This window comes from Herbaspirillum sp. DW155, assembly GCF_037076565.1.
Lineage (GTDB): Bacteria > Pseudomonadota > Gammaproteobacteria > Burkholderiales > Burkholderiaceae_D > Herbaspirillum.
This window is the reverse complement of the sequence record NZ_AP029028.1, coordinates 785,965-810,619: the sequence shown is the minus strand read 5'-3', so window position 1 is coordinate 810,619 and position 24,655 is coordinate 785,965. Positions and strand designations below refer to the sequence as shown.

Here is a 24,655-nt window from a genome sequence, read left to right as displayed (position 1 = left end):
CAAGCATGCCTGCCCGCACCGATTTCATCGTCTCATCGACTGATTCCTGCTCAGTTGTAAATCAGGTTGGGCAGCCACAGCGACAGCGCAGGCCAGTAGGTCACCAGCGCCAGGAAACCGAGCATGGTCAACAGCCACGGCATGACCGCAATGGTCAGCTCGGTGATGCCCATCTTGGTAATACCCGAGGCCACGTAGAGATTCAGGCCCACCGGCGGATGGCACATGCCCACCTCCATGTTGACCACGATGAGAATGCCGAAGTGCACCGGATCGATGCCCAGCTTCATGGCCACCGGGAACAGGATGGGCGCGAGGATCAGCACGATGGACGACGGCTCCATGACGTTGCCGGCCAACAGCAGAAGGATGTTGACCACCAGCAGAAAGGTGATCGGGCCCAGGCCGGAATCGGTGATCCAGGCGGCCATCGTCTGCGGGATGTTTTCGCTGGTCACCAGGAAGGAGAACAGCACCGCATTGGTGATGATGTAGAGCAGCATGGCCGACATCGAGGCCGAGTCCAGCAGCACCTTGGGCACCTGCTTCAGGCTCAGGTCCTTGTAGACGAAGACCGCGATGAAGAAGGCATACACCGCCGCCATGGCCGCCGCTTCCGTGGGTGTGAAGACGCCGGTGTAGATGCCGCCCATGACGATGACGATCAGGAACAGACCCCAGCCGCTCTTGCGGAAGGCGGCAAGACGCTCGGCCCAGGTCGCCTTCTTCAAACGCGGGTAGTTGTTCTTGCGCGCCAGATACCAGGTGGTCAGGCCCAGCAGGAAGGCCAGCAGCAAACCCGGCACCACGCCCGCCATGAACAGTTTGCCCACCGAGGTATTGGTGGAGACCGAATACATCACCATCACGATGGAAGGCGGGATCAGAATGCCCAATGCACCTGAGGTGGTGATCACCCCCGCGCCGAAGCGATTCGGGAAACCCTGCCTGACCATCGCCGGCAGGATGATGGAACCGATCGCCACCACGGTGGCCGGCGACGAACCCGATACCGCCGCAAACAACGCGCAGGCCAGCACGCCCGCCAGCGCCAGGCCGCCATGCCAGTGGCCGACCATCGAGGTGGCGAAGTTGATCATGCGCCGCGCCACACCACCGTGGGTGAGGAAATTGCCGGCCAGGATGAAGAACGGGATCGCCATGATCTCGAACTTCTCGATCCCCGTGAAGAGCTTCAGCGCCACCGACTGGATCGGCACATCGGTCATGGTGAAGAGGAAGGTCAGTACCGTCAGGCCCAGCGAGATCGAGATCGGCATCCCGGTCAGCATCAGGGCGAACAGCAGGACGAAAATAATCAGTGCATTCATGCTTTGCCTCCGCTGGTTTCTTCGTCGAGACCTTCAACATGGGCATGGTCATGCCTGGGCAATTCGCCGGTCCGATAAAAATTCCACGCGACCTGGAGGAAGCGGAAACACATCAGGTACGACCCCAGCGGCACGGCCAGGTAGACGATCCACATCGGCAGCTCCAGTACTTCGGAGGTGCTGTCGTGTTGCGCGATGTCGTAGACGAATTCGGCACCGAAGGTTCCGACGATGCCGGTGAAGAGCGCGCCAGCAAAGAGACCGAAGAGCACGAACTTGTTGCGCCACGGTGTGTTCATGCGGTTGATGAGCACGTCGACGCCCACGTGGATGCCGGTGCGCACGCCATAGGCGGCGCCGAACTTGGCCATCCACACGAACATGAAGATGCACAGCTCCTGGGCCCAGCTCATGTTGATCTGGATAAGCTGGTCCTGCAGCCAGGGGATGTCCAGACCCGAGGCATAGCGGTGTACCACCGCCAGGAAAATGATGAAGGTGGCCGCGGCCATGAGGAACGCGATCAGCCACTCTTCCAGATGGTCGAGTAACTTCATGAGGTCTCCTTGCGCCGGCAGGCCGATACCGTCGTGGTATCAGCCCAGGGCACTGATTGTCAGGATGATTGTCGGGGTGAATCGATGCCCGCTGCATCGTGCAGCGGGCAGCATGCAGCGGATCAGCGGATCAGCGGCAACGCCGGCCGGCCTTACTTCTGGCCCAGCGCCGCCGCTTCCTTGTTGACGGCATCGATCAGGTCCTTGCCGATGCGGCTGGCCATCTGCTGCTGCACCGGCAGCAGTGCCTTGCGCCATTCGGTCTTCTCGGCGTCGGTCAGGCGATAGACGGTGGTCTTGCCGGTCTTCTCGACGGCGGCCAGGGCGGCGTCATTTTCCTGCTGGGCAATCGCGTTGGCATACTTGGTGGCGTCCTTCATGGCGCCTTCGAGCTGGGTGCGCACGTCCGAAGGCAGGCCATCCCAGAACTTCTTGTTGACGATCACCGCGTAGCCCAGATAGCCGTGATTGGAGACGGTGACGTGCTTCTGCACTTCATGCATCTTCTGGGTATAGAGGTTCGAGGGCGGGTTCTCGGTGCCATCGACCACGCCGGTCTGCAGCGCCTGATACACCTCCGAGAAGGCCAGCACCTGCGGGTTGGCGCCCAGTGCGCGCATCTGGGCATCGAGTACCTTGGAGGACTGGATGCGCATCTTCAGGCCACGGAAATCGGCCGGACGGTGCAGCGGCTTGTTGGCCGACATCACCTTGAAACCATTGTCCCAATAGGCCAGGCCGGTAATGCCCTTGGGCTCCAGCTTCTTGAACAGGTCACGGCCGATCGGACCTTCGGTCACGCGGTACAGCACTTCCTTGGTGGGGAAGATATAAGGCAGGTCGAAGACCTCGAATTCCTTTACACCCAGCGGGCCGAACTTGGCCAGCGACGGCGCCAGCATCTGCACCGCGCCCAGTTGCAGGGCTTCCAGTTCTTCCTTGTCCTTGTACAGCGTGCTGTTGGGATAGACCTCGACCTTGACGCGGCCCTTGGTAGCCTTCTCGGCCAGTTCCTTGAAGCGTTCGGCAGCCTTGCCCTTGGGCGTGTCGTTGGCGACCACGTGACTGAACTTGATGATGATGGGTTGCTGCGCAAAGGCGCTGGCAGCCAGGCTGGCGTTGACCACGGTGGCCGTGGCCAGCGCCACGACGATGGACTTCAGTTTCATGCTTGTCTCCCCACTGAGGTGGAAATCGTTTGGATTTTTTATTGGTATCGGATAGGACCGGCCTTGGCGTGGACCGGTTTGTGCCCGCGAATTTTGCTCTGCCTCTCCAACACGGGGCAAGTGTGGAAAACCACAATGTCCCGGCGGCCCGTCTCCCCGCGCCGCGCAAGGCTGGCGCGACGGCGGGGGCGCGGCTACACTGGCGGCGTCATGAAAACCGTCCCGCCGCCGCCGATCGCACCCCAGCCCGATGCCGCCTCGCAGTTGCAGGCATCCGGCCGCAAGACCACCATGCGCTGGCTGATCCCCTTCCTGCTGGTGTGCCTGTTCCTGGCCACGCTGATCTGGCTGCCGCGCCAGGCCCAGCAGATGGAAGCCAGCGAGCGCCTGGAACAGTTGATCGCCGATTCGCTCTGGGTAGAACAGGCGATCCGTTTCCAGTTGAGCCGCGACGATGAAAGCATGCGCATCATCGGGCGCGAGATCATCAACGGCCGCCTGCATCAGGATCATTTTCGCAGCCGCTTGACTGCCCTGCTGCGCAACAACCGCGAGTTCTATCGCGTCACCTGGTTCAATGCCGAGGGCCGCGCGGTGGCGTCCACCGATGATTTTCCGATCAGCCGCAAGGACCTCTCGCAACCCTCGCTGATGACGGCCGAGCGCGCACGCCAGTTGCGCCATCCGCTCTACAGCCCGCCGGCCATTCCGCCGGGCATCGCCGAGCCGATGCTGATGGACTATCACGTGCCACTGTTCCACGACAATCACTACATCGGCAGCCTGGTGGCCAGTTACGCGGTGGCGCGCATTCTCAACGAGATGGTGCCGTGGTGGTTCGCGCAGGACAACGAAATTTCGCTGACCGATACTGACGACAATGTGGTCGCACGCCGCACCTCGGGCGGACCGGGCCTGAACGTCTATACGCACCGGCGCGAACTGGAGCTGCCGGGGCTGATCCTGGTGCTGCATACCAACAGCACCAAGAGTGCGCCCAAGCTGCTGCCCAACCTGCTGGTGGGCTCGGTGATCGTGCTCTCGCTGGGCCTGCTGTGGAGCCTGTGGGCGCTGTGGCGCGACATCAACCGCCGCACCAAGGCCGAGAAAGCCCTGCTCAATGAAGCCGCGTTTCGCGCCGCGATGGAGAACTCGCTGGTCACCGGCATGCGGGCACGCGACCTGCAGGGCCGCATCACCTACGTCAATCCGGCCTTCTGCAAGATGGTCGGTTTCCCGGCTGAAGAACTGGTGGGCCAGATCCCGCCCATGCCTTATTGGGCGCCGGAAGCCATGGATGAATACCAGGAGCGCTTCTCCAACGTGCTGGCCGGGCGTGCCACGCCGCAATTCGAAACCATCTTCCAGCGCCGCGACGGCGAGCGCTTTCCGGTGCTGATCTTCGAATCGCCGCTGGTGGATAAGGATGGCAGGCAGACCGGATGGATGGGCTCCATCCTCGACATCTCCGAACGCAAGCGCGCCGAAGACCTCAACCGCACCCAGGAAGAAAAACTGCAGGCCAGCGCCCGCCTGGCCAGCATGGGCGAGATCGCCTCGACCCTGGCGCACGAGCTGAACCAGCCGCTGGCGGCCATCTCCAGCTATACCACCGGGGCGCTGAACATGATGCAGCAAGGCCAGGTCGAGCCCACGGCGCTGCAGCCCGCACTGGAAAAGATCCACGCCCAGGCCCAGCGCGCCGGCCACGTGATCCGCAGCGTGCACCAGTTCGTCAAGAAGCGCGAACCGGCACGCCAGCGGCTGCAGATACGGCAACTGGTGGACAACGTGGCGCCGCTCATCGAATTGCAGGCCCAGCAGTTCTTCGTGGTGCTGCAATGGCAGGTGCCCAGGTCGCTGCCGCCGGTGCTGGGTGACCAGGTGCTGCTGGAACAGGTGATCCTGAACCTGACCCGCAACGGCATCCAGGCCATGGCCGCGGTGCCGTCAGAGCGGCGCATCCTGCGCGTGACTGCCGAGCTGACCCGCAACGACGATGGTGCAGAATCGGTCACGGTCTCGGTGATCGACCAGGGTCACGGGATTGCCGAGGAAGTCGCCGCGCGCCTGTTCTCGCCCTTCTTCTCGACCAAGGCCGAGGGCATGGGCATGGGCCTGAACATCTGCCGCACCACCATCGAATTCCACGGCGGCACGCTCACTTACACCGATAACCCGGCAGGCGGTACAATCTTCCGGTTTTCGCTGCCCGCCCAAGCCGGGCAGCCACAATAACGAGACGCCTCCTCCCATTCTGGAATCCCGCCCTGCACACCGATGCTGCACATAGTCGACGACGAAGAAATCATCCGCGATTCGCTGACCTGGCTGGCGCGCTCGCGCAACATCGCCGCCACCGCCTATGAAAGCGGCGCCGCCGTGCTGGGCGCGCTGGCCCAGGCCAACGGCATCGATGCCGAGGGCGAATGCCTGCTGCTGGACGTGCGCATGCCCGGCACCAGTGGCGTGGCGCTGTTCAATGAACTGAAGACGCGCGGCCTGTTGCACCGGCGTCCGGTGATCTTCCTCACCGGCCACGGCGATGTGCCCATGGCGGTGGACATGCTGAAAAACGGCGCCTTCGATTTCTTCGAAAAACCCTTCAACGACAACCAGTTGATGGACCGCGTACTGGAAGCGCTGGAAAATTCGCGCGCAGGCGGTGCCGAAGATGCCGTGCAAAGCCGCCTGACGGCGCTCTCCGCACGCGAGCGCGAGGTGCTGGACCTGATCCTGGCCGGCAAGATGAACAAGGTCATCGCCGATGAGCTGGGCATCAGCATGCGTACCGTCGAAGTCCATCGCGCCCATATCTTCGACAAGATGAACGTCAAGACCGCCGTCGAGCTGGCGCGTCTGCTGAAGTAAGCACGTGGAAATCCTCAACCTCCTGCTGCCGGACTTCAGCCTCATCGCGCTGGGCCTGCTGATCTATCGCGTCTCGGGATGGGGCGACGAATTCTGGGCCGGCATGGAAAAACTGGTCTATTTCATCCTCTTTCCGGCACTTCTTTTCTATTCCACCGCGCGCCTGAAGGTCGACCTGTCCGTCACGGGCGGCATGGTCGGCACGGGCGTGGCCGCCCTGGTGACGGGCATCGCGCTGACCTGGCTGGGCAAGCCGCTGCTGCGTGCCACGCCCATGACCTATGAGTCGGGCATGCAATGCGCTTATCGATTCAATTCGTATATCGCGCTGGCGCTGGCTACCCGCATGGCCGGCGAAGAAGGCGCGGGCCTGATGGCCATCCTGCTGGGCTTTGGCGTGCCCCTGTGCAATATCGCGGCAGTCCACGCGCTGGCCGCGAAAAACGGCAACCTGCTGCGCGAGCTGGCCCGCAATCCCTTGCTGGTGGCGACCGCTGGCGGGTTGACGTTTTCTGCACTAGGGCTGCACTTGCCTGAAGTGGCCAGCGTGGTGCTCTCGCGTCTGGGCGCGGCCTCCATTGCGCTGGGCCTGCTGATGGTCGGGGCCGGACTGCGGCTGTCGGGCCTGAAAGAGAGCAAGCCGGTGGTGGGCTGGTTCCTCTTCATCAAGCTCTGCGCGGTGCCGCTGGCGGCTTACCTGATCGGCATGCAACTGCAGCTGCCACCGCTGCAATGGCGCATCGTGGTGCTGTTCTGCAGCCTGCCCACGGCCTCCAGCGCCTACATCCTGGCCGCGCGCATGGGCGGCAATGGTCCCTTCACGGCCTTCCTCATTTCCATCGGCACGCTGTTCTCGGCGCTGACCATTCCGGTCTGGCTGGCGCTGGTGCACTGATCCCGCCTCGCGGCCGCCGTGCGCCTTAGCGCGCGGGCTGCGCCACGATGCGCTGCTCGGTGACCTTCTCGATGGCCGCGCGTGAATACAGCAGCGGGAAATATTCGCCCTTGAGCCACTTGTCGGCCAGGTCGCGGTAATGCGGACTGTCCGGATCGCCTGACTGTCCCGGCGCATTGACGGCCCAGGAATTGTCCCAGCGGCCCACGTCCACCACCACGCGGAAGGACGGTCCATTGGTCTGGCGAAAATCATTGACGCGATAGGTCGACTGGTTGGGCGAATAAGCGCCGCCATGCTTGGGCATGGGGCCGACGTTAAGTTTCTTGCGCGTGGCTTCATCGACTACCTCGGCCAGCGGATGCGCCATCAGCGCGTGATGCAGCTTGCCCCATTGCCATTGCGACGCATCAGCGCCTTGCAGTTTGACCAGTTCGGCCCAGGCACCACCAAGACTTGCGAGCAGCAGCTGATCGCGCCGCGCGCGTGCCTGTTGCGCATCAGCGCCGAAGGCGGGTACCGGGTTTTCCAGCGTATCGAGCAGCACGGCGGTATCGGGTGCTCCCATGGCATCGGCCGCTGCCTTGGAGAGCAAGGCCTCCTTGAAGGCCTTGCCAAGATGGCGCGAGAGCCAGACTTCGTAGAGCGCCGGCGGTGCAGAGTCGCTGCGTTCCACATAATCCCACTGGCCCAACATGGCCAGCGCAGCGCGGGTGTCGGCGTCATCGGAGGACAAGGGCTTGAGCAAGGCGGCCAGGCGGCGTGCGGGAATGGCCAGATCATCATTCTGCAGACGCATCGAATCCTGCAGCGAGACCTTGGGCAGGCTGGCCAGCACTTCGCTGATGCGGGTGAAGCGCGAATTGTTGGTCCACTCGAAACCCAGCTTGCGCTCGCGGTAGGGAAAATCGGCAGGAAGATTCATCTGATTGGCCGAGGCAAACCAGCCCTGCGCCGGATTGTAGGACGAGGGCAGCTGGTCGCCACGCCAGAAACCGGACCATTCATATCGCCCGTCACCCGGCACCGGCAACAGCCCGTCCCAGTTGGGCCGCTTCGGTGCCAGCCCGCCCGGCACCCAGCCAATGTTGCCCTTGGTATCGGCATAGACCTGGTTCTCGGTGGGCGCGCCCCAGTTCAGCATGGATTGCTTGAAATCCCTGAAATTGCGCGTGCGCATGTAGGCGATGCTGCCGAAGTAAGGCGACATGCCCGGCTCCAGCCAGCCCGACCGCACCGCATAGGCCAGGTGTCTGGCCTGATCGACGTAGATCACCGGACCATGGCGCGTGAAACTCAGGTCGGCCACGGCGGGCGCGCCGTTCTTGATGCGCACCGGTTCATGCAGCACGCGCATCGATTCCCACCGGCCCTGATAGCGGTATTGCTGTGGATTGTCGGGATTGAGCTGGTAGACGTAGAGGTCTTCCTGATCGATGTTGAAGATGGTCAGGCCGAAGGCGATGCTGCCGTTGTGGCCGATGGAGATGCCCGGCAAGGCCGGCTCACCCGCGCCGATGACGTTCAGGCCCGGCGCGCTCAGGTGCGCGATGTAGCGCAGCGACGGGGCCGAATAGGCGCGATGCGGATCGTTGGCCATGATGGCGCGGCCGGTGGCCGACTTCGCGGGGGCGATGACCCAGTTGTTGCTGCCCTCCATGGTCTCTTCCGGATTGACGGCCGGCTCGATGCGCACCAGCTGGCTGTCGCCTGCAGTGGTGGCGGCGTTCAGACTCTCCCTGGTGATCCGCACGCCTTGCGTGGCCAGCGTAAAGACCTGCAGCAGGTCTTTGGGCAGGCACGGGTCCAGGCCCTCGGGCATCTGCGCGGTCCAGGGCGGGGTCAGGCCGGAGCGGATTTCATCGGATTTCAGATCGGCCGCGCAGGCCACCTTGGCGCGCGCCACTTCGCTTTGCAGGTTGCGCGTGAGGCCGTGACTGCGGATGCGCACCACATCCTCGGCCTGCCATTTGGCGGGCAGATAGCCCAACTGGCGGAATTCGTAGGGCAGTTTTTCCTGATGCAGGGAGAGGTAATCGATATAGGCATTGATACCTTCCACGAAGGCCTCCGCCACGGTTTGCGCATCGGGACCATAGGCAGCCCATTCGCGCCGCATGTCGCCACGGTAGAGGAACAGGCGGGTCGCGCGATCCTGCGCCAGATAGGCCGGACCGAATACTTCGGAGAGCTGGCCCAGCCCGCGCCGACGCCACAGGTCGATCTGGAACAGCCGGTCACGGGCGGCATTGAAGCCCTGCATGAAGAAGGTATCGCGCTCGCTGGCGGCGTAGATGTGAGGCACGCCCCAGCGGTCGACGAGAATTTCTGCACGCTGCTTGAGGCCGGGGATGGCGATGGTTTGCGTCGGTGCGGCCTGCACGCTGGATGCCAGCAGCAGGCTCACGGCCAGCAGGACTGCGCGATTCGATCTGGGCATGACATTCTCCTACCTGGTTGGAAGGTTCACGATACTCCATGACGGGCCAGCGCCCAAGCCACATGCTCGGTCACCAGCGCTGAAGGATGGGACAAGCGCGCACGCAGCGCGGCCACGATGGCGGCATCGCCCCGGTGTGACGCTGAATCGGCGGCATTGCCCAAACCCACGGCCAGGTTGCGCAGCCAGCGTTCGTGGCCAATGCGGCGGATGGCGCTGCCTTCGGTGTTTTTCAGGAATTCTTCTTCGCTCCAGCCGAACAGATCGACCAGGCTGGCGCTATCGAGCCCATGGCGCGGATCGAAGTCCGGCAGGCTGGCGCGCTGGGCAAACTTGTTCCAGGGGCAGTAGAGCTGGCAGTCGTCGCAACCGTAGATGCGGTTGCCGATCAGCGGCCGCAGGTCGTCGGGGATGCTGCCCTTGAGTTCGATGGTGAGATAGGAAATGCAGCGCCGCGCATCCAGTTCGTAAGGCGCGACGATGGCGCCGGTCGGGCAGGCCGTGATGCAGGCGCTGCACTGGCCGCAGTGCGAGGTGACCGGTTCATCCACCGGCAGCGGCAGGTCGGTCAGCATCTCGCCCAGGAAGAACATCGAGCCGGCCTCGCGATGCAGCAGCAGCGTATGCTTGCCGCGCCAGCCCAGTCCGGCCTTCTCGGCCAGCGCCACTTCCATGACCGGGGCCGAATCGGTGAAGACGCGGTAGCCGAAGGGGCCGATCTGGCCTTCGATGCGGGTGGCCAGTTGCTGCAGGCGGGCGCGCAAGACCTTGTGGTAATCGCGTCCACGCGCATAGATCGAGACCTGGGCGGCGGTCGGATCGGCGCTGCGCGCTTCTTCGCGGGCGCGCCAGTCGGGCTGATCGGGCTGGTCCGGATCGGCGGCGGCCGGCAGGTAAGGCATGCGCACGCTGACCACGCGCACCGTGCCCGGCACCAGTTCGGCCGGGCGTGCCCGTTTCAGGCCGTGGCTTGCCATATAATCCATCTCGCCGTGGTAACCCTTGTCCAGCCAGGCCTGGAAGCCCGCCTCGCGGTGCGCCAGGTCGACATCGGCGATGCGCACTTCGGCAAACCCCAGCTCCCTGCCCCAGGCCTTGATGGCGACGGCCAGCGCCGCCAGACCGGCGGGATCGGCGAGGGCAGTGCGCGCGGCCGGATCGGCTGGCATGGGGTGAATGGACATGAGCGCTTGAACCTTCAGACTAGAACCTTGTAACGAACCATCCCGGATGACCCAGAACAGCATGAACCTGCAGCGACTCCACCTCCACCTGCCCGACGAAGCCGCCACCGCGCGCCTGGGCGCCGACCTGGCGCAGGTGCTGGCGCCGGGCCTGGCGATCTACCTGCATGGCGACCTCGGGGCGGGCAAGACCGCGCTCACACGCGCCCTGCTGCATGCGGCGGGCTATCAGGGTCGGGTCAAGAGCCCGACCTACACGTTGGCGGAGCCTTATGAAGTTTCCTTCGCAGGCCGCATGGTAACAGTCATCCACTTCGATCTGTACCGCATGGCCAGCCCGGAAGAATTCCTCGATGCCGGTTTTCGTGAACATTTCAACGAAAACTCCGTCTGTATCGTCGAATGGCCCGAAAAGGGCGATCCGGTGTTGCCGCCACCGGACATACACGTCAACCTGTCGCTTGCAGGAGACGGTCGTGATGTAGAATTGCGTGCGTTGTCCGACAAGGGTCATCAATGCCTCGCTCGCCTGAAATTCGCTCCCAATCTGTGAAGTCCAAAACCCGCCGCACCATCCTCAAAGCCGGCGGCGCGCTGTTCGTCTCCGTCATCACACCGCTGCCCGCCATGGCCTCGCAGATCCTGGCCGTGCGCGTCTGGCCGTCCGACGACTACACCCGCGTCACGCTGGAAAACGACAGCGACCTGAAGGTCACGCACTTCGTGGTCAAGAACCCGGATCGCCTGGTGGTCGATATCGAGGGTATCGACCTGAATAGCACCCTGAAGGACCTGGTGGCCAAGATCCAGCCCAACGACCCGTACATCAAGCAGGTGCGCGTGGGCCAGAACCGGCCCGGCGTGGTGCGCCTGGTGTTCGACCTGAAGGACGAGATCAAGCCGCAGGTCTTCACCCTGGCGCCGGTGGGCGAGTACAAGTACCGCTTCGTCATCGACCTCTATCCGACCAATCCGCAAGACCCGATCGCCGCCCTGATCCAGAAGGGCGACTGGAACAAGGAAACCCCCGCCAGCCCGCCGCTGGCGCAGGCCCCGGCGAGCCCGCCCAAACCCGATCCGGCCCCGCTGGCCGAGATCAAGCCGCAGCCGGAAGACAAGACCGAGCGCAATCCCAAGGCGGTGCCGGACGATCCGCGCATGCAGATGACCCGCATGATCACCATCGCGCTGGACCCCGGCCACGGCGGCGAAGATCCCGGCGCCACGGGTGCGCGCGGCAACCGCGAGAAGGACGTGGTGCTGTCCATCGCGCGGCGCCTGAAACGCAAGATCGAGCAACACCCCAACATGCGCGTCATGCTCACCCGTGACGCCGACTTTTTCGTGCCCCTGGGCCAGCGCGTGGTCAAGGCGCGCAAGGTGCAGGCCGACCTGTTCGTCTCCATCCATGCGGATGCCTTCGTGCAACCGACCGCACGCGGCTCCTCGGTGTTCGCCCTGTCGGAGAAGGGCGCCAGCTCCACGGCCGCGCGCTGGCTGGCCAACAAGGAAAACTCGGCCGACCTGATCGGCGGGGTCAACATCAAGACCCATGACCGCCAGTTGGCCAGCGTCCTGCTGGACCTCTCCACCACGGCGCAGATCAATGACAGCCTGCGCGTGGGCAATGCGGTCCTCAAGGAAATCGGCGGCATCAACAAGCTGCACAAGGGCGCAGTGGAACAGGCCGGCTTTGCCGTGCTGAAGGCACCGGACATCCCCAGCATCCTGATCGAGACGGCCTTCATCTCCAACCCGGAAGAAGAAGCCAAGCTCACCGACGAGCACTACCAGGAACAGATGGCCGATGCCATCCTGACCGGCATCCGCAATTACTTCGCCAAGAATCCGCCGCTGGCCAAGAATCGCCTGACCTGAATCCCGGTCCTGGCCGACACACAACAAAAAACCCGGTACTGCTTTTTGCAGGCCGGGTTTTTTGTCGGGTGCGCCCTGCCAGGGACGCGGACATCAGGCGTTGCTGACCTTGCGCTTGCCGCGCAGCTTGCGCCACAGCTGCCACAGCACGCCCAGCACGATGGGGATGATGGCGCCGATGAGGCCGACGAGGACCAGCGTATTGAGGTTCTGCTGCACCACCGGGATATTGCCGAACAGGTAGCCCAGCACCACCAGCCCCACCACCCACAGGAAGGCGCCCAGCACGTTGAAGAGCTGGAAGCGGGCAAAGCTCATGGCCGAGACCCCGGCGATGAAGGGCGCAAAGCTGCGCACGATGGGCGTGAAGCGGGCGATCACGATGGTCTTGCCGCCGTGTTTTTCGTAGAAGGCGTGGGTCTTGCGCAGGGCCTCCGGATTGAGCCAGCGGTAATGGTGGGTATAGACACGCTGCCCCACCCATCCGCCGATCCAGTAGTTGAGCGTATTGCCCCCCACCGCCGCCGCCACCAGCAGCCCCGTCAGCAGCCAGATGTCCATGGCCCCCGTGGCACAGAAGGTACCGGCGATGAAAAGCAGCGAATCGCCCGGCAGGAAGGGCAGGACCACCAGCCCGGTTTCCAGGAACACGATCAGGAACAGCACTGCATAAATCAGCGTGCCGTACTGCTCGATGAGAACCCCCAGGTATTTGTCCACGTGCACCAGCACGTCCAGCAACTGCAGATAATCCATAAAGCCCAATCGTTGGTGGTTCATCAAGGCCCGGGCTCCCCGTCGCCGCGTGGCCGGATGTTACCCCTCTGCAACGCAGCCGGAGAAACATCGCGCAAGCCAGGCGCGCTCCCGAACCTGCGCCGGCATCATACAACACTCCCTCCGGCCCGACTCAAGAAGCCCGGCCAGCCGTCGATAAAAAGCCAGAGGAGCAGCAGAAGACGATCCTCACGCAAACTCGCAATCCTGTTGCATCTCACCGCAAACCAGCCCGCGCCATAAGCACAACCGGAAGGATTTGGCATATGATCAACGTCAGGTTCCTTCAGTTTTCCAGGCCCAAATATGCAGGGCAGCGCATGAATTGCGCTCTCCGGCGTAGCGGGTCGCCGCGCCGGGGCAGGTCATACGCGGCTGAAGGGACAGGGTAAAAAGTCACGGGGAGCCGGGCGTTTATCACGCCGCACTGCATGAGGCAAGACGCGCCAGGCGTCATTACCGGCCAGAGGGGGCGCTGTATGGGGAGCCAGGAGTCATTCGTGGGCCAGTTCGATCATCCATCGCAGCAATGTGATCAGCTGCGCCCGCACGAGGCAGAACGCGAGGCGCTGATGGGCGCCTTGTGGCGCTCCATGGCCATTCTCGAATTCGCCGCCGATGGCACGATCCTCGATGCCAACGACAATTTCCTCTCCATGCTGGGTTATCAGCGCCATGAAGTGGTGGGCCAGCATCACCGCATGCTGTGCGATCCCTTCTATGCCGAGACCGAGGATTACCAGCGCTTCTGGCAGCACCTGTACCAGGGCGAGGTGATCTCCGGCACCCTGCAGCGATGTCGTATCGATGGCACCACGGTCTGGCTGGAAGCGCTGTGCAGTCCGGTCCTGGACGCCAGCGGCCAGTTGCTGAAGGTGATCTCGGTGGCCGCCGACATCAGTGCCCACCTCGATGATTCGCGCCACAGCAACAATGTGCTGACCGCTCTGAACCGCTCGCTGGGCGTGGTGGAACTCTCACCGCAAGGGCTGATCCTGGCGGCCAACCGCAACTACCTCAAGACCATGGAATACCTGGCCGAAGACCTGATCGGCCAGCCCCACAGCGTATTGTGTTCTGCCGATTACGCCGCCAGCGAGGAGTACGCAGCCTTCTGGCGCGATGTCTGCAATGGCCGTTTCTTCTCCGGCCGCTTCCCGCGCCGCACCCGCAGCGGTCGCACGATCTGGTGGGAAGCCACCTACTCGCCCCTGCTCAACCCGCATGGCCAGGCCGAGCGGGTGATCTGCATCGGCAATGACGTGACCTACCGGGTCACCCGCGAGAAGAGCGACCGCGAGCACCTGCATCTGCTCTCACTGGGCATCAACGAGACCGACAATGCGGTGCTCATCACCGACGAGCAGAACCGCATCGTCTTTCACAACACCGGTTTTACCCGCATGCTGGGCTTCCAGAGCCAGCAGGTGATCGGCAAGCAGCCAGGTGACCTGTTCTCCAGCCATCCTAGCTTCGTCAAGTCCATCGAGCGCTGTCACGGCGAGCTGCTGCAAGGCCACAGCTTCCATACCGAAGAACTGATCCACGATATGCAGGAGCAGCCGGTCTGGATCTCGGCGGTGGTCAATCCCATCCTCGATGGGGAAGGCAAGCTCATCAATGCCGTCTGCGTGATGACCGACATCACCAATACCAAGGTCCACGAAGTCTTGCAGTACCGCGTGCTCAATGCCATGGCCCGTGACTCTTCGCTGCCCGAGCAGATGAACCTGCTGTGCGAGGAAATCGAGCGGGTCGCCCCCGAGGTGATCGCCTCGGTGCTGCGCGTGGACGAACAGGGGCGCCTGCACACCCTGGCCGGCCCCAGTCTGCCGGAGGCCTACTCGCGCGCCATCGAGGGCCTCCAGATCGGCCCGCTGGTGGGCTCCTGCGGCAGTGCCGCCTATACCGGCCAGAGCGTGATCGTCGAAGAGATCGCCACCGATCCGCGTTGGGCCGAGTACAAGGAACTGGCCCTGAGCCACGATCTGCAGGCCTGCTGGTCGACCCCGATCAAGTCGGCCGATGGCAAGGTCATCGGTACCTTCGCCTTCTACTATCGGCGGCCGCGCCAGCCCAGCACCTTCCACCACTTGCTGGTGGATGCCGGCCTGCACCTGTGTGCGCTGGCCATCGAGCGCGAAGCCTCACGTGCACGCATCCATCAACTGGCCTTTTATGATTCGCTCACCGGCCTGCCCAACCGCAGCCTCTTGCTGGTACAGGCGGGCCAGGCCATCGCCTCGGCCGACCGCAATGGCAGCACGGTGGCGGTGATGTTCATCGACCTGGACCGCTTCAAGCAGGTCAACGATTCGCTGGGCCACCAGGCCGGCGACGAACTGCTGCGCACGGTGGCCACCCGCCTGCAGTCACAGGCGCGGCGCTCGGACATCGTGGGGCGGCTCTCGGGCGACGAATTCGTGGTGGTGCTGACCCACTACCACACCGAACACCTGACCGAAGTGGTCAAGCGCATCCAGGAGCGCCTGGCCATGCCCTGCCACATCAACGGCACGCCCCTGAATCCCTCGGCCAGCATCGGCGTGGCGATCTTCCCCGACAACGGCCACGATATCGAGACCCTGCTGCATCGCGCCGACATCGCCATGTACCAGGCCAAGGCCGTCAACCGCGGCCGTTTCAGCTTCTTCAGCGAAGAGATGAACAGCCTCGCCCAGGAACGCCTGGCCCTGGAAAGCGCCCTGCGCAATGCCCTGCGGGGCGGCCTTTTCGAGCTGCACTTCCAGCCGCAGATCAGGCTGCGCGACCACAGCCTGCATGGCGTGGAAGCGCTGGCCCGCTGGCATGACCCGCAACTGGGCCAGATCGCGCCGGGCCGCTTCATCCCGATTGCCGAGGAGTGCGGTCTGATCGGCGAGCTGGGCAAGTGGGCGCTGGAGGAAGCCTGCTTCCAGCTGTCGGACTGGCGGCGGCGCGGCATCCAGGTGCCATCGATCTCGGTGAACCTGTCGGCCACCAACTTCCACGATCTCGAACTGCCGCAGTTCGTCACCGGCCTGCTGCGGCGCTACAGCCTGGCGCCGACCGACCTCACCCTGGAAATCACCGAGACCGTGCTCATGGACACCAACCCCAGCACCAGCCAGACCATCGCCGCCGTGCATGCGCTGGGCATCCCGCTGGCCATGGATGACTTCGGCACCGGTTATTCCAGTCTCGGCTACCTGCGCAAGCTGCCGGTCTCCGAACTCAAGCTGGACCAGAGCTTCGTGCGCGACATGGCCAAGGATGAGGCGGTCAGCGCCTTGACCAATGCCGTCATCCGCATCGGCGAAAGCCTCAGGCTGGTCGTGGTGGCCGAGGGCGTCGAGGATGCCGACCAGTACCAGCTGCTCAAGAACCAGGGCTGCGATGTGGCACAGGGCTATTATTTTTCGCGGCCGATGTCGGCCGATCAACTGGAAAAGTGGGTACGCAATTACCGCGGCGATCCGCCCCCACAAGCAGGAACGCAGCAAGCACAGGAAAGTTGAAGCGCAGGGAAAACCGCAATGACGAGACGACGAGGAATCTCATGCCGAAAAAGCACTTTCCCGCTGGAAAAACAACAGCACAGTTGAATGTGAGCGCAAACATTCGAAGTATTTTGATGTAGCGCAAATTCCTGACGATATACTGACGTTCTCCCCCGCAGGTACCGTGATTTCAGCACTGACGTTGGACCTCCCTTGAGGCGGCCCACGACGTTTGCGACCACGTTGCATTGCCGTTTCGGCAATCCGATGCAGCACGCCACCCTCTGGCCCGCCTGTCATCGGTTCGCAGGCGCAGTACTGCAGGACTTTCCGGATGCTGGAAACACAGAGGGAAACGATGGCGCGCGAAATGCGCAAGCAGCAGGTGCCATCACTCCCGGATGGTCTTTGGTACGGTATTTGCACTTCCACACCTTTTATTTTCAAGAACAAGAATAGCCATGGCTAATGAATTGTCCGGTGCGCGCGGCGCATCCATTTTTCATCGTTCGGTCGGTGCAAAACTGACTGCCATGACGGTCGCCCTGGTGGGTATCGTCTTCGTGATCGCGCTGATGCTGATCACCTACTCCGCCTCGCGCATGGTAGAAAACCGCTCCATCGAACAGATGGGCAACGATGCGCGCGGCGTGGCCAACATGGTCGGCATCTTCGACCGTTCCGTGAACAGCCAGGTGGACCGCTTCTCCACCATGTTCGACAAGGAATTCGGCAAGCTGGCGCTGGACGAGGGCCGCACCGTGCAGATCGGCGACCGCGCTACGCCGGTGCTGTCCAACGACGGCCGCGAGCTGAACATGGACTTCACCATTCCCGACCGTTTCACCGCCCGCACCGGCGTGACCGCCACCATCTTCGCCAAGACCGGCGATGACTTCGTGCGCGTGTCCACTTCCGTCAAGAAAGAAAACGGCGAACGCGCCGTCGGCACCCTGCTCGACCGCGCCCATCCCGGCTATGCGGCGCTGAAGTCCGACAAGGCCTATAGCGGCCTGGCCACGCTGTTCGGCAAGCAGTACATCACCAAGTACGTCCCCATCAAGAACGACGCCGGCCAGCTCATCGCCGCGCTCTACGTGGGCATCGACATCTCGGCCGACGTCAAGGCGCTGAAGGACCAGATCAAGTCGCTCAAGATCGGCGAGACCGGCAACTTCTACGCGCTCAACGGGCGCGAGGGCAAGGACCAGGGCGTGATGATCGCCGGCGCCCCGCGCGAGGGCAAGGAAGAAGGCGGCAACCTGATCGAGGCCAAGGATGCCGGCGGCGACACCTACATCAAGACCCTGGTGCAGCAGAAGGAAGGCCAGCTGCGCTACACCGGCAGCGATGGCCGTCAGAAGATCGCAGTCTTCACCCACTATGCACCGTGGAACTGGGTCATCGTGGGCGAAGCGGCGGTCGATGAGATCACCCGCGAAGTCAACTCGATGCGCAATCTCTACATCGGCCTGGGGCTGCTGTTCCTGGCGGTGCTGGGCGCGCTGCTGACGGTGATGATCAACCGCATGGTCACGCGTCCGCTGGATGCGGTGTGCGAGGCGGCCGACCGCATTGCCGGTGGCGACCTCACCACCCGCCTGCACGTGCACAGCAGTGATGAAATCGGCCGCCTGATGGGCGCCTTCAACGGCATCAGCATGGGCCTGTCGGAAGTGGTTTCCAGCGTGCGCGCAGGTACCGAAGAAATCAACACCGCCGCCAGCGAGATCGCAGCCGGCAACCTCAATCTGTCCTCGCGCACCGAGCAGCAGGCCGGCGCACTGGAAGAAACCGCCTCGGCCATGGAAGAGCTGACCTCGACCGTGAAGCAGAATGCCGCCAACGCGATTCAAGCCGATGAGCTGGCCGGTTCCGCCTCGGAAGTCGCCAGCCACGGCGGCGAAGTGGTCGGCCAGGTGGTACAGACCATGGACGCCATCAACAGCTCCTCGCAACGCATCGTCGACATCATCAGCGTGATCGACGGCATCGCCTTCCAGACCAACATCCTGGCACTGAACGCGGCCGTGGAAGCAGCGCGCGCCGGCGAGCAGGGACGCGGCTTTGCGGTGGTGGCCACCGAAGTGCGCACGCTGGCCCAGCGCAGCGCCTCGGCCGCCAAGGAAATCAAGGAACTGATCGACGCCTCGGTGCAGACCGTGGCCGGTGGCGGCCAGCTGGTGGCCCAGGCCGGCAACACCATGAATGACGTGGTGGCCAGCGTGCAGCGCGTTTCCACCGTCATCAGCGAAATCACCACTGCCAGCCGCGAGCAGAGCGAAGGCATCGACCAGATCAACCGCGCCATCGCCCAGATGGATGAGAGCACTCAGCAGAACGCGGCCCTGGTGGAACAGGCAGCGGCAGCCGCACAATCGCTGCAGCAGCAGGCCGAGCGTCTGGCGGCGGCGGTCAGCACCTTCCGCCTGTAAATCATTTATATCGTTTTCAGGAAGGCAATCTCCTGATTGCCCGACCGAAAACTGATCCGGCAACCTGACCAGAAGCCGCCTGCGGGCGGCTTCGTCACATCCGGCTCCAGGCGGCGGCGGTATAATCCCGCCATGAACGCACCGCACTCGTCCCCCGCTTCCGACCCGACCGTCACACCGACTCATCGCCCCATCCAAGCCCTGCCCGATCAGCTGATCTCGCAGATTGCCGCGGGCGAGGTGATCGAACGTCCCTCTGCGGTCGTCAAGGAATTGCTGGAGAACGCACTCGATGCCGGCTCTACCCAGATCACCGTGCGTCTGGAGCAAGGCGGCGTCAAGCGCATCGCCATCACCGACAACGGACGCGGCATTCCACCGGAACAATTGCCGCTGGCGCTGGCCCGCCATGCCACCTCCAAGATCGCCTCGCTGACCGACCTGGAGAATGTCTCCACGCTGGGCTTTCGTGGCGAAGCGCTGGCCTCCATCGCCTCGGTGGCCCAGCTGACGGTCACCAGCCGCACTGCCGATGCGCCCCATGCGTGGGCAATCACCGGCTCCCAATTTGGTACCGTGGCCCCGGCCTCGGGAGCGCAAGGCACCACCATCGACGTGCAGGATTTGTATTTCAACACGCCCGCGCGGCGCAAATTCCTCAAGTCCGAACAGACCGAATACGGCCACTGCGCCGAGGTCGTGCGCCGCATTGCACTGGCGCGTCCGGACGTGAGCTTCTCGCTCTCGCACAACGGCAAGACAGTCGATCACTGGAACGTCGGCGAATTCGCCAAGCGTAGCGCCCACATCCTCGGCGACGAATTCGCCAATGCCCGCCTGCCCCTCGACGAAAGCGCCGGCCCCCTGCGCCTGCACGGCTTCGTCGGCCTGCCCACGGCATCGAAGGCGCGCGCCGATGGCCAGTACTTCTACGTCAACGGCCGCTTCGTGCGCGACAAGCTGCTCACCCACGCCGTGCGCGCAGCCTATCAGGACGTGCTGCACGGAGATCGCTATCCGGCCTATGCGCTTTCGCTCACGCTGGACCCCGCACTGGTGGACGTGAACGTGCATCCTTCCAAAATCGAAGTGCGTTTCCGGGATAGCCGCGCGGTGCACCAGTTCGTCTTCCATGCGGTCTCGCGCACGCTGGCACAGACCTCCGCCGTCTCCTTCGGCAATCTGCCGCAGCAGCAGGCCGAGACCGCCGGGGACACACCCGCATCCGCGAGCGGACCCAATGCCCCGCTGCCGTGGATGCGCGAACAGAAACAGCAGAGCTTCTCCGCCCAGTTCGCCGAACAGCCGCGTCCCTTCTCCTTTGCCGGCCATAGCGGACAAGGCAGCGGTGGTTTCGGCATCCGCCAGGACCGTGCGGCCTACGGCAACATGTTCCGCAGCGAACCGGCCGCCCAGACGGATGGCGGCAGCTCTGCCAGCGACAACCGCATGACGGGCAACTTCAGCGCGGAGGCATCGCCATCGGCAGCGCCCTTGCCCGAGGGCGACTTCCCGCTCGGCTTCGCGCTGGCGCAACTGCATGGCATCTACGTGCTGGCGCAGAACCAGGCCGGCCTGGTGGTGGTGGACATGCATGCCGCCCATGAACGCATCCTCTACGAGCAGCTCAAGAATGCGCTGGATGGCAACGAGATGTTCGTGCAGCCGCTGTTGATTCCCGTCACTTTCTATGCCGATCCGGTCGAGGTGGGCACGGTGGAAGAGCATCAGGAAACGCTGTCGGCCCTGGGCTTCGACATTGCCGTGATGTCGCCCACCACGCTGGCCGTGCGTGCCGTTCCCGCGCTGTTGAAGAATGCCGATGCCCAGACCCTGGCCCGCGACGTGCTGCGCGATGTGCGCGAATACGGCGGCTCGCGCGTGCTGCTGGAGCGCCGCAACGAGCTGCTCGGCACCCTGGCCTGCCACACTGCCGTGCGGGCCAACCGCAGCCTGACGCTGCCCGAGATGAATGCGCTGCTGCGCCAGATGGAAGCCACCGAGCGGTCCGACCAGTGCAACCATGGCCGCCCGACCTGGACCCAGATGGGCCTGTCGGATCTGGACAAGCTCTTCCTGCGTGGCCAGTAAGGATAGTGCGATGACCCAGCGCCTGCCCCTGGCCGTGGCCATCATGGGCCCCACCGCGTCCGGCAAGACGGCCGCCGCGCTGGAGATTGCCCGCCACCTGCCCTGCGAAATCATTTCCGTCGATTCGGCCCTGGTCTATCGCGGGATGGACATCGGCACCGCCAAGCCCAGCCCGCAAGAGCTGGCCGCCGTACCGCACCACCTGATCGACATCATCGATCCCACCGAGGCGTACTCGGCCATGCAATTCCGCCAGGATGCGCTGCGCCTCACGCTGGAGATTGCCGGGCGCGGCAAGCTGCCCTTGCTGGTGGGCGGCACCATGCTCTACTTCAAGGTATTGCGTGATGGCCTGGACGAGTTGCCGCAAGCCGACCCGGCCCTGCGCGCGCAGCTGGACGAAGAAGCCGCCCGCCTCGGCGTGCCCGCCCTGCACGCGCGCCTGGCCACGCTGGACCCGGTGACGGCGGCGCGCCTGAAGCCAACCGACAGCCAGCGCATCCAGCGTGCGCTGGAGATCACGCTGCTGACCGGTCAGCCCATGTCCTCGCTGCTGTCGCAGAAGGCGCCGGAGACGCTGCCCTTCGAGATGCTGCCCTTGGCGCTGGAACCTGCTGATCGTGCGGTCCTGCACGAGCGTATCGCGTTGCGCTTTGACCTGATGCTGCGCGGTGGCGCGCTGGAGCGCGAGGTGACCGCCCTGCGCGCCAGGGGTGACCTGCATCTGGGCTTGCCTTCGATGCGTTGCGTGGGCTATCGCCAGATGTGGGAATACCTGGACGGCAGCATCGACGCCACCGCCCTGCGCGAAAAGGGCATCGCCGCCACCCGCCAGCTGGCCAAGCGCCAGCTGACCTGGCTGCGCTCCATGCCCGAGCGCATCATCATCGACTGCAACCGCCCGGAGGCGACGGCAGAAGTACTGGCGCGGGTGCAGCAGGCGCTGCAGGAACGGCGCAGCGGATGAGCTGGCGCGCCTGTGGATAAAAATAAAGTGAAATGCAGAAAAAGTATTGACAGACACCTCGCAGACCTCTATAGTCTCGGGCTTGCCTCCTGGTGATATAGCTCAGCTGGTTAGAGCACAGCACTCATAATGCTGGGGTCGGTGGTTCAAGTCCACCTATCACCACCAGATACCCGTCGCTGCATGTGCAATCATGCGTATGCGGCGCCGTCCGAAAAACCCGCCTCTTCGAAAGAAGGGCGGGTTTTTTGTTTTGTTCTCGCCGCCGATTTCCTCAACTTCTCGTCCTATTTACAGCAGGATTTCTCTCCCCTAAAAACCCAAAACTCGAATATTCTCGAGAAAAAGGGAGAAGAAATGGGGAAAGAGTTGAAGTTTTTCTGGGTCAATATTGGCAAATCGCATACAGAAGCTATCGAAGGACAGTTTCTCTGGGCACCCCTACACAGCGAGAAGCTAACTGCTAAGGGAGTAGTCCGTACGAAACGGTTTAGCCATTGGGATTCGGTAGCAACCGTGAACGCAGGCGACGTGATCTTCTGTAATGTGGACCGCAAAATTGCCTATATCGCTGTAGCAAAACAAGATGCCTATGAGGCAGCACAACCATCCACCGGCACGTTTACAGAATGGGATGCTAAAGGGCGGCAAGTTGATGTTGAGTTTTTCAAACTAGAACCTCCTATTAGCATAGAAGGCGATATCCTCGAGTCATTCAAGGAACGATATAACGAACGCTGTAAGCCTCGCGTCGTGACAAAAACTGGGAGTATCTTTCAGGGCTATATGGCTTCGCTGCCGCTCGACGCGGGCATTGATTTACTACGCCTAGCGGGAGATCAAGAAGAAGCAATTTGCACCACATCACTACACCTTAGCTCGCCACCGTCGCAACAAAGAAGAGCGTCGTCGCAAACTACTAAACAAGCACTGCGAGAAGCACGTATAGGCCAAGGGCGCTTCAGGAAAGATTTACTCAATCTCTGGCGCAACTGTCCTATAACAGATATTCAAAATTCGGATCTCCTCATTGCAAGTCACATCAAACCGTGGGCGGTTTCTTCCGATGAAGAAAAGCTAGATCCTTACAACGGATTCCTCTTTGCAGTTCATATTGATCGACTGTTCGACAAAGGTTTAATCAGTTTTGATACAACCGGAAAAATATTAATTAGCCCTCACCTCTCCGAGCAAGACGCACGTGCATTAAATATTCATAGAGAGATCGTTCTTCCTCTTAGGGCAGAGAATCAGAAGTACCTCGCGGTGCATCGGCAGATCTTTGGATTAGAAGAATAGCGCCACAAGATTGATCGCTCCATTTAGCGCTAAACCATATATCCAGAACAGCCTGCCTAGCTCGACCTGGCATATCCGGGAGTGAATTAGTCACTCCCGCAACCCACCCACCTCCATCACATCCCAACAAGCCCCCATGGTGTGATAGTCCACCTTCCCAGCCGGCGACTTGGTATCTTCCATCTTGCTGCCATCGGCAGCCAGAATACGGAACCAGGCTCCATGATGGTGATCCACCATGTGCGCCCAGCTCCACGCCCAGATGGCGTGATACTGCTGCCGGAAAATGTCATCTCCCGTCACGCGCCACAACCGCCACGCACTGGCGAATGACTCGGCCTGGACCCAGAAATACTTGTCCGTGTCATAGGGCTGCATGTCCGGATCGAATCCATAGATCAGCCCGCCATGCTGCGCATCCCATCCATATCGCCAGGCCGCATTCTGCAATTCGGCGGCGCGGCTTACATAGGCCGGGCGCGGTTCCTGTGCATGAGCGATCAGCAAGAGCTTGGCCCACTCGGTCTGGTGCCCGGTCTGGAAACCCCAGGGCTTGAAGATGTTGTCGCGGTTGCCGCGGTTGTAGTCGTGGTCCGGCGACCAGTCCTGGCGGTAATGCTCCCACACCAGATCCTGCGATTGCCGTGCCAGCCCGAAGACAAAACGCTCGATCAGCAACTGCGCCCGTTCCAGATAGACCGCGCGTCCTGTCGCCGCATGGGCGGCCAGGCAGGCTTCGCACATGTGCATGTTGGCGTTCTGGCCGCGATAGGTGATCAGCTCGCCGTCCGGCGTGATCTCGTCGGCATACGCCTGATGGGCAGGCTCGAAGAAGGCCGTCTCCATGCGCTCATAGGCCAGCGCCACCTGCTGCGCATCGCACAGGCCGATGCGATGCGCATGCGCCATCGCCAACAGCACGAAAGCCTGACCATAAGCCATCACCGTGCCATCCTCGATCTGGCCATCACGCAGCGTCCACGCATAGAGACCGGCCAGCGGACCCTGCACATGGCGGAAGCGCTCCAGATGCGCCAGTGCATGGCGCGCCTGCTCCAGATAACGCGCCTGCCCGGTATGCAGATAAGCCATGGACTGCGTGAACACCAGCCGCGTGGCGCTGACCAGGTGGCGATGGCTGCGCTCATAGACGCTGCCATCGTCCTTCAGGTAATGGAAGAAACCACCCTGCGGATCGATGGCATGGCGGTCGTAGAAGGCCAGCGTATCGGCCACGTGCGCCTGCAGGAAGCGGCAGCTTTCGACGTCGGGAAGGGTCATG

General features: G+C 62.9%; 17 protein-coding genes and 1 tRNA gene. 11 read left to right on the top strand and 7 right to left on the bottom strand.

Annotated elements, in window-relative coordinates:
- Positions 1-50: 50 nt before the first annotated feature.
- The 3 genes from AACH55_RS03680 to AACH55_RS03670 form a co-directional block, all read right to left on the bottom strand.
- Positions 51-1,331, bottom strand: a complete 1,281-nt coding sequence (locus tag AACH55_RS03680; RefSeq protein ID WP_338718066.1) for a TRAP transporter large permease subunit — start codon at positions 1,329-1,331, stop codon at positions 51-53.
- Positions 1,328-1,888: a TRAP transporter small permease gene (locus tag AACH55_RS03675; RefSeq protein WP_338718065.1), complete on the bottom strand. Its 561-nt coding sequence runs from the start codon at positions 1,886-1,888 to the stop codon at positions 1,328-1,330. The genes AACH55_RS03680 and AACH55_RS03675 overlap by 4 nt, the downstream gene beginning before the upstream one ends.
- A gap of 152 nt (positions 1,889-2,040) precedes the next feature.
- The gene (locus tag AACH55_RS03670; RefSeq protein WP_338718064.1) at positions 2,041-3,057 is read right to left on the bottom strand and encodes a TRAP transporter substrate-binding protein; all 1,017 of its coding nucleotides are present in this window, start codon (positions 3,055-3,057) and stop codon (positions 2,041-2,043) included.
- Positions 3,058-3,267: 210 nt separating this feature from the next.
- Between AACH55_RS03670 and AACH55_RS03665 the strand changes: the two genes are divergently transcribed.
- From AACH55_RS03665 to AACH55_RS03655, 3 genes are read left to right on the top strand one after another with little or no spacing between them, the layout of a single operon-like run.
- Positions 3,268-5,295 carry a PAS domain S-box protein gene (locus tag AACH55_RS03665; protein ID WP_338718063.1) on the top strand — a complete coding sequence of 676 codons (2,028 nt, stop codon included), beginning with the start codon at positions 3,268-3,270 and terminating at the stop codon, positions 5,293-5,295.
- A gap of 42 nt (positions 5,296-5,337) precedes the next feature.
- Positions 5,338-5,928 carry a response regulator gene (locus AACH55_RS03660; RefSeq protein ID WP_338718062.1) on the top strand — a complete coding sequence of 197 codons (591 nt, stop codon included), beginning with the start codon at positions 5,338-5,340 and terminating at the stop codon, positions 5,926-5,928.
- Between the two features lie 4 nt (positions 5,929-5,932).
- The gene (locus AACH55_RS03655; protein WP_338718061.1) at positions 5,933-6,823 is read left to right on the top strand and encodes an AEC family transporter; all 891 of its coding nucleotides are present in this window, start codon (positions 5,933-5,935) and stop codon (positions 6,821-6,823) included.
- A gap of 25 nt (positions 6,824-6,848) precedes the next feature.
- On the opposite strand, the gene AACH55_RS03650 is transcribed toward AACH55_RS03655, so the two are convergent.
- Both AACH55_RS03650 and queG read right to left on the bottom strand, forming a co-directional pair.
- Positions 6,849-9,263 (bottom strand): penicillin acylase family protein, encoded by a 2,415-nt coding sequence (locus tag AACH55_RS03650; protein ID WP_338718060.1) that lies wholly within the window; start codon positions 9,261-9,263, stop codon positions 6,849-6,851.
- Between the two features lie 26 nt (positions 9,264-9,289).
- Positions 9,290-10,447: a tRNA epoxyqueuosine(34) reductase QueG gene (gene queG / locus AACH55_RS03645; protein ID WP_338718059.1), complete on the bottom strand. Its 1,158-nt coding sequence runs from the start codon at positions 10,445-10,447 to the stop codon at positions 9,290-9,292.
- A gap of 46 nt (positions 10,448-10,493) precedes the next feature.
- Between queG and tsaE the strand changes: the two genes are divergently transcribed.
- Together tsaE and AACH55_RS03635 are read left to right on the top strand one after the other, a co-directional pair.
- Entirely contained in the window at positions 10,494-11,000 is a 507-nt protein-coding gene (gene tsaE / locus AACH55_RS03640) for a tRNA (adenosine(37)-N6)-threonylcarbamoyltransferase complex ATPase subunit type 1 TsaE (protein ID WP_338718058.1), read from the top strand.
- Positions 10,964-12,325, top strand: a complete 1,362-nt coding sequence (locus AACH55_RS03635) for an N-acetylmuramoyl-L-alanine amidase (protein WP_338718057.1) — start codon at positions 10,964-10,966, stop codon at positions 12,323-12,325. Before tsaE ends, AACH55_RS03635 begins: the two co-directional genes overlap by 37 nt.
- 93 nt (positions 12,326-12,418) lie before the next feature.
- On the opposite strand, the gene AACH55_RS03630 is transcribed toward AACH55_RS03635, so the two are convergent.
- Positions 12,419-13,081, bottom strand: a complete 663-nt coding sequence (locus AACH55_RS03630) for a VTT domain-containing protein (protein ID WP_338720162.1) — start codon at positions 13,079-13,081, stop codon at positions 12,419-12,421.
- A gap of 500 nt (positions 13,082-13,581) precedes the next feature.
- Here AACH55_RS03630 and AACH55_RS03625 point away from each other — a divergent pair, with 500 nt between their 5' ends.
- The 6 genes from AACH55_RS03625 to AACH55_RS03600 all read left to right on the top strand — a co-directional run bounded on the left by AACH55_RS03625 (position 13,582) and on the right by AACH55_RS03600 (position 23,373).
- Positions 13,582-16,599 (top strand): bifunctional diguanylate cyclase/phosphodiesterase, encoded by a 3,018-nt coding sequence (locus tag AACH55_RS03625; RefSeq protein ID WP_338718056.1) that lies wholly within the window; start codon positions 13,582-13,584, stop codon positions 16,597-16,599.
- Between the two features lie 443 nt (positions 16,600-17,042).
- Positions 17,043-19,016: a Cache 3/Cache 2 fusion domain-containing protein gene (locus tag AACH55_RS03620; RefSeq protein ID WP_338718055.1), complete on the top strand. Its 1,974-nt coding sequence runs from the start codon at positions 17,043-17,045 to the stop codon at positions 19,014-19,016.
- A 132-nt stretch (positions 19,017-19,148) separates the two neighbouring features.
- The gene (gene mutL / locus AACH55_RS03615) at positions 19,149-21,107 is read left to right on the top strand and encodes a DNA mismatch repair endonuclease MutL (RefSeq protein WP_338718054.1); all 1,959 of its coding nucleotides are present in this window, start codon (positions 19,149-19,151) and stop codon (positions 21,105-21,107) included.
- Between the two features lie 10 nt (positions 21,108-21,117).
- Entirely contained in the window at positions 21,118-22,074 is a 957-nt protein-coding gene (gene miaA, locus AACH55_RS03610) for a tRNA (adenosine(37)-N6)-dimethylallyltransferase MiaA (RefSeq protein ID WP_338718053.1), read from the top strand.
- Between the two features lie 91 nt (positions 22,075-22,165).
- Positions 22,166-22,242 (top strand) — tRNA-Met (locus AACH55_RS03605).
- The gene (locus AACH55_RS03600; protein ID WP_338718052.1) at positions 22,216-23,373 is read left to right on the top strand and encodes an HNH endonuclease; all 1,158 of its coding nucleotides are present in this window, start codon (positions 22,216-22,218) and stop codon (positions 23,371-23,373) included. The genes AACH55_RS03605 and AACH55_RS03600 overlap by 27 nt, the downstream gene beginning before the upstream one ends.
- Before the next feature lie 90 nt (positions 23,374-23,463).
- Here the strand turns inward: AACH55_RS03600 and AACH55_RS03595 are convergent, their stop codons facing one another.
- The gene (locus AACH55_RS03595; RefSeq protein ID WP_338720160.1) at positions 23,464-24,654 is read right to left on the bottom strand and encodes an AGE family epimerase/isomerase; all 1,191 of its coding nucleotides are present in this window, start codon (positions 24,652-24,654) and stop codon (positions 23,464-23,466) included.
- Between the last annotated feature and the right edge of the window lies 1 nt (position 24,655).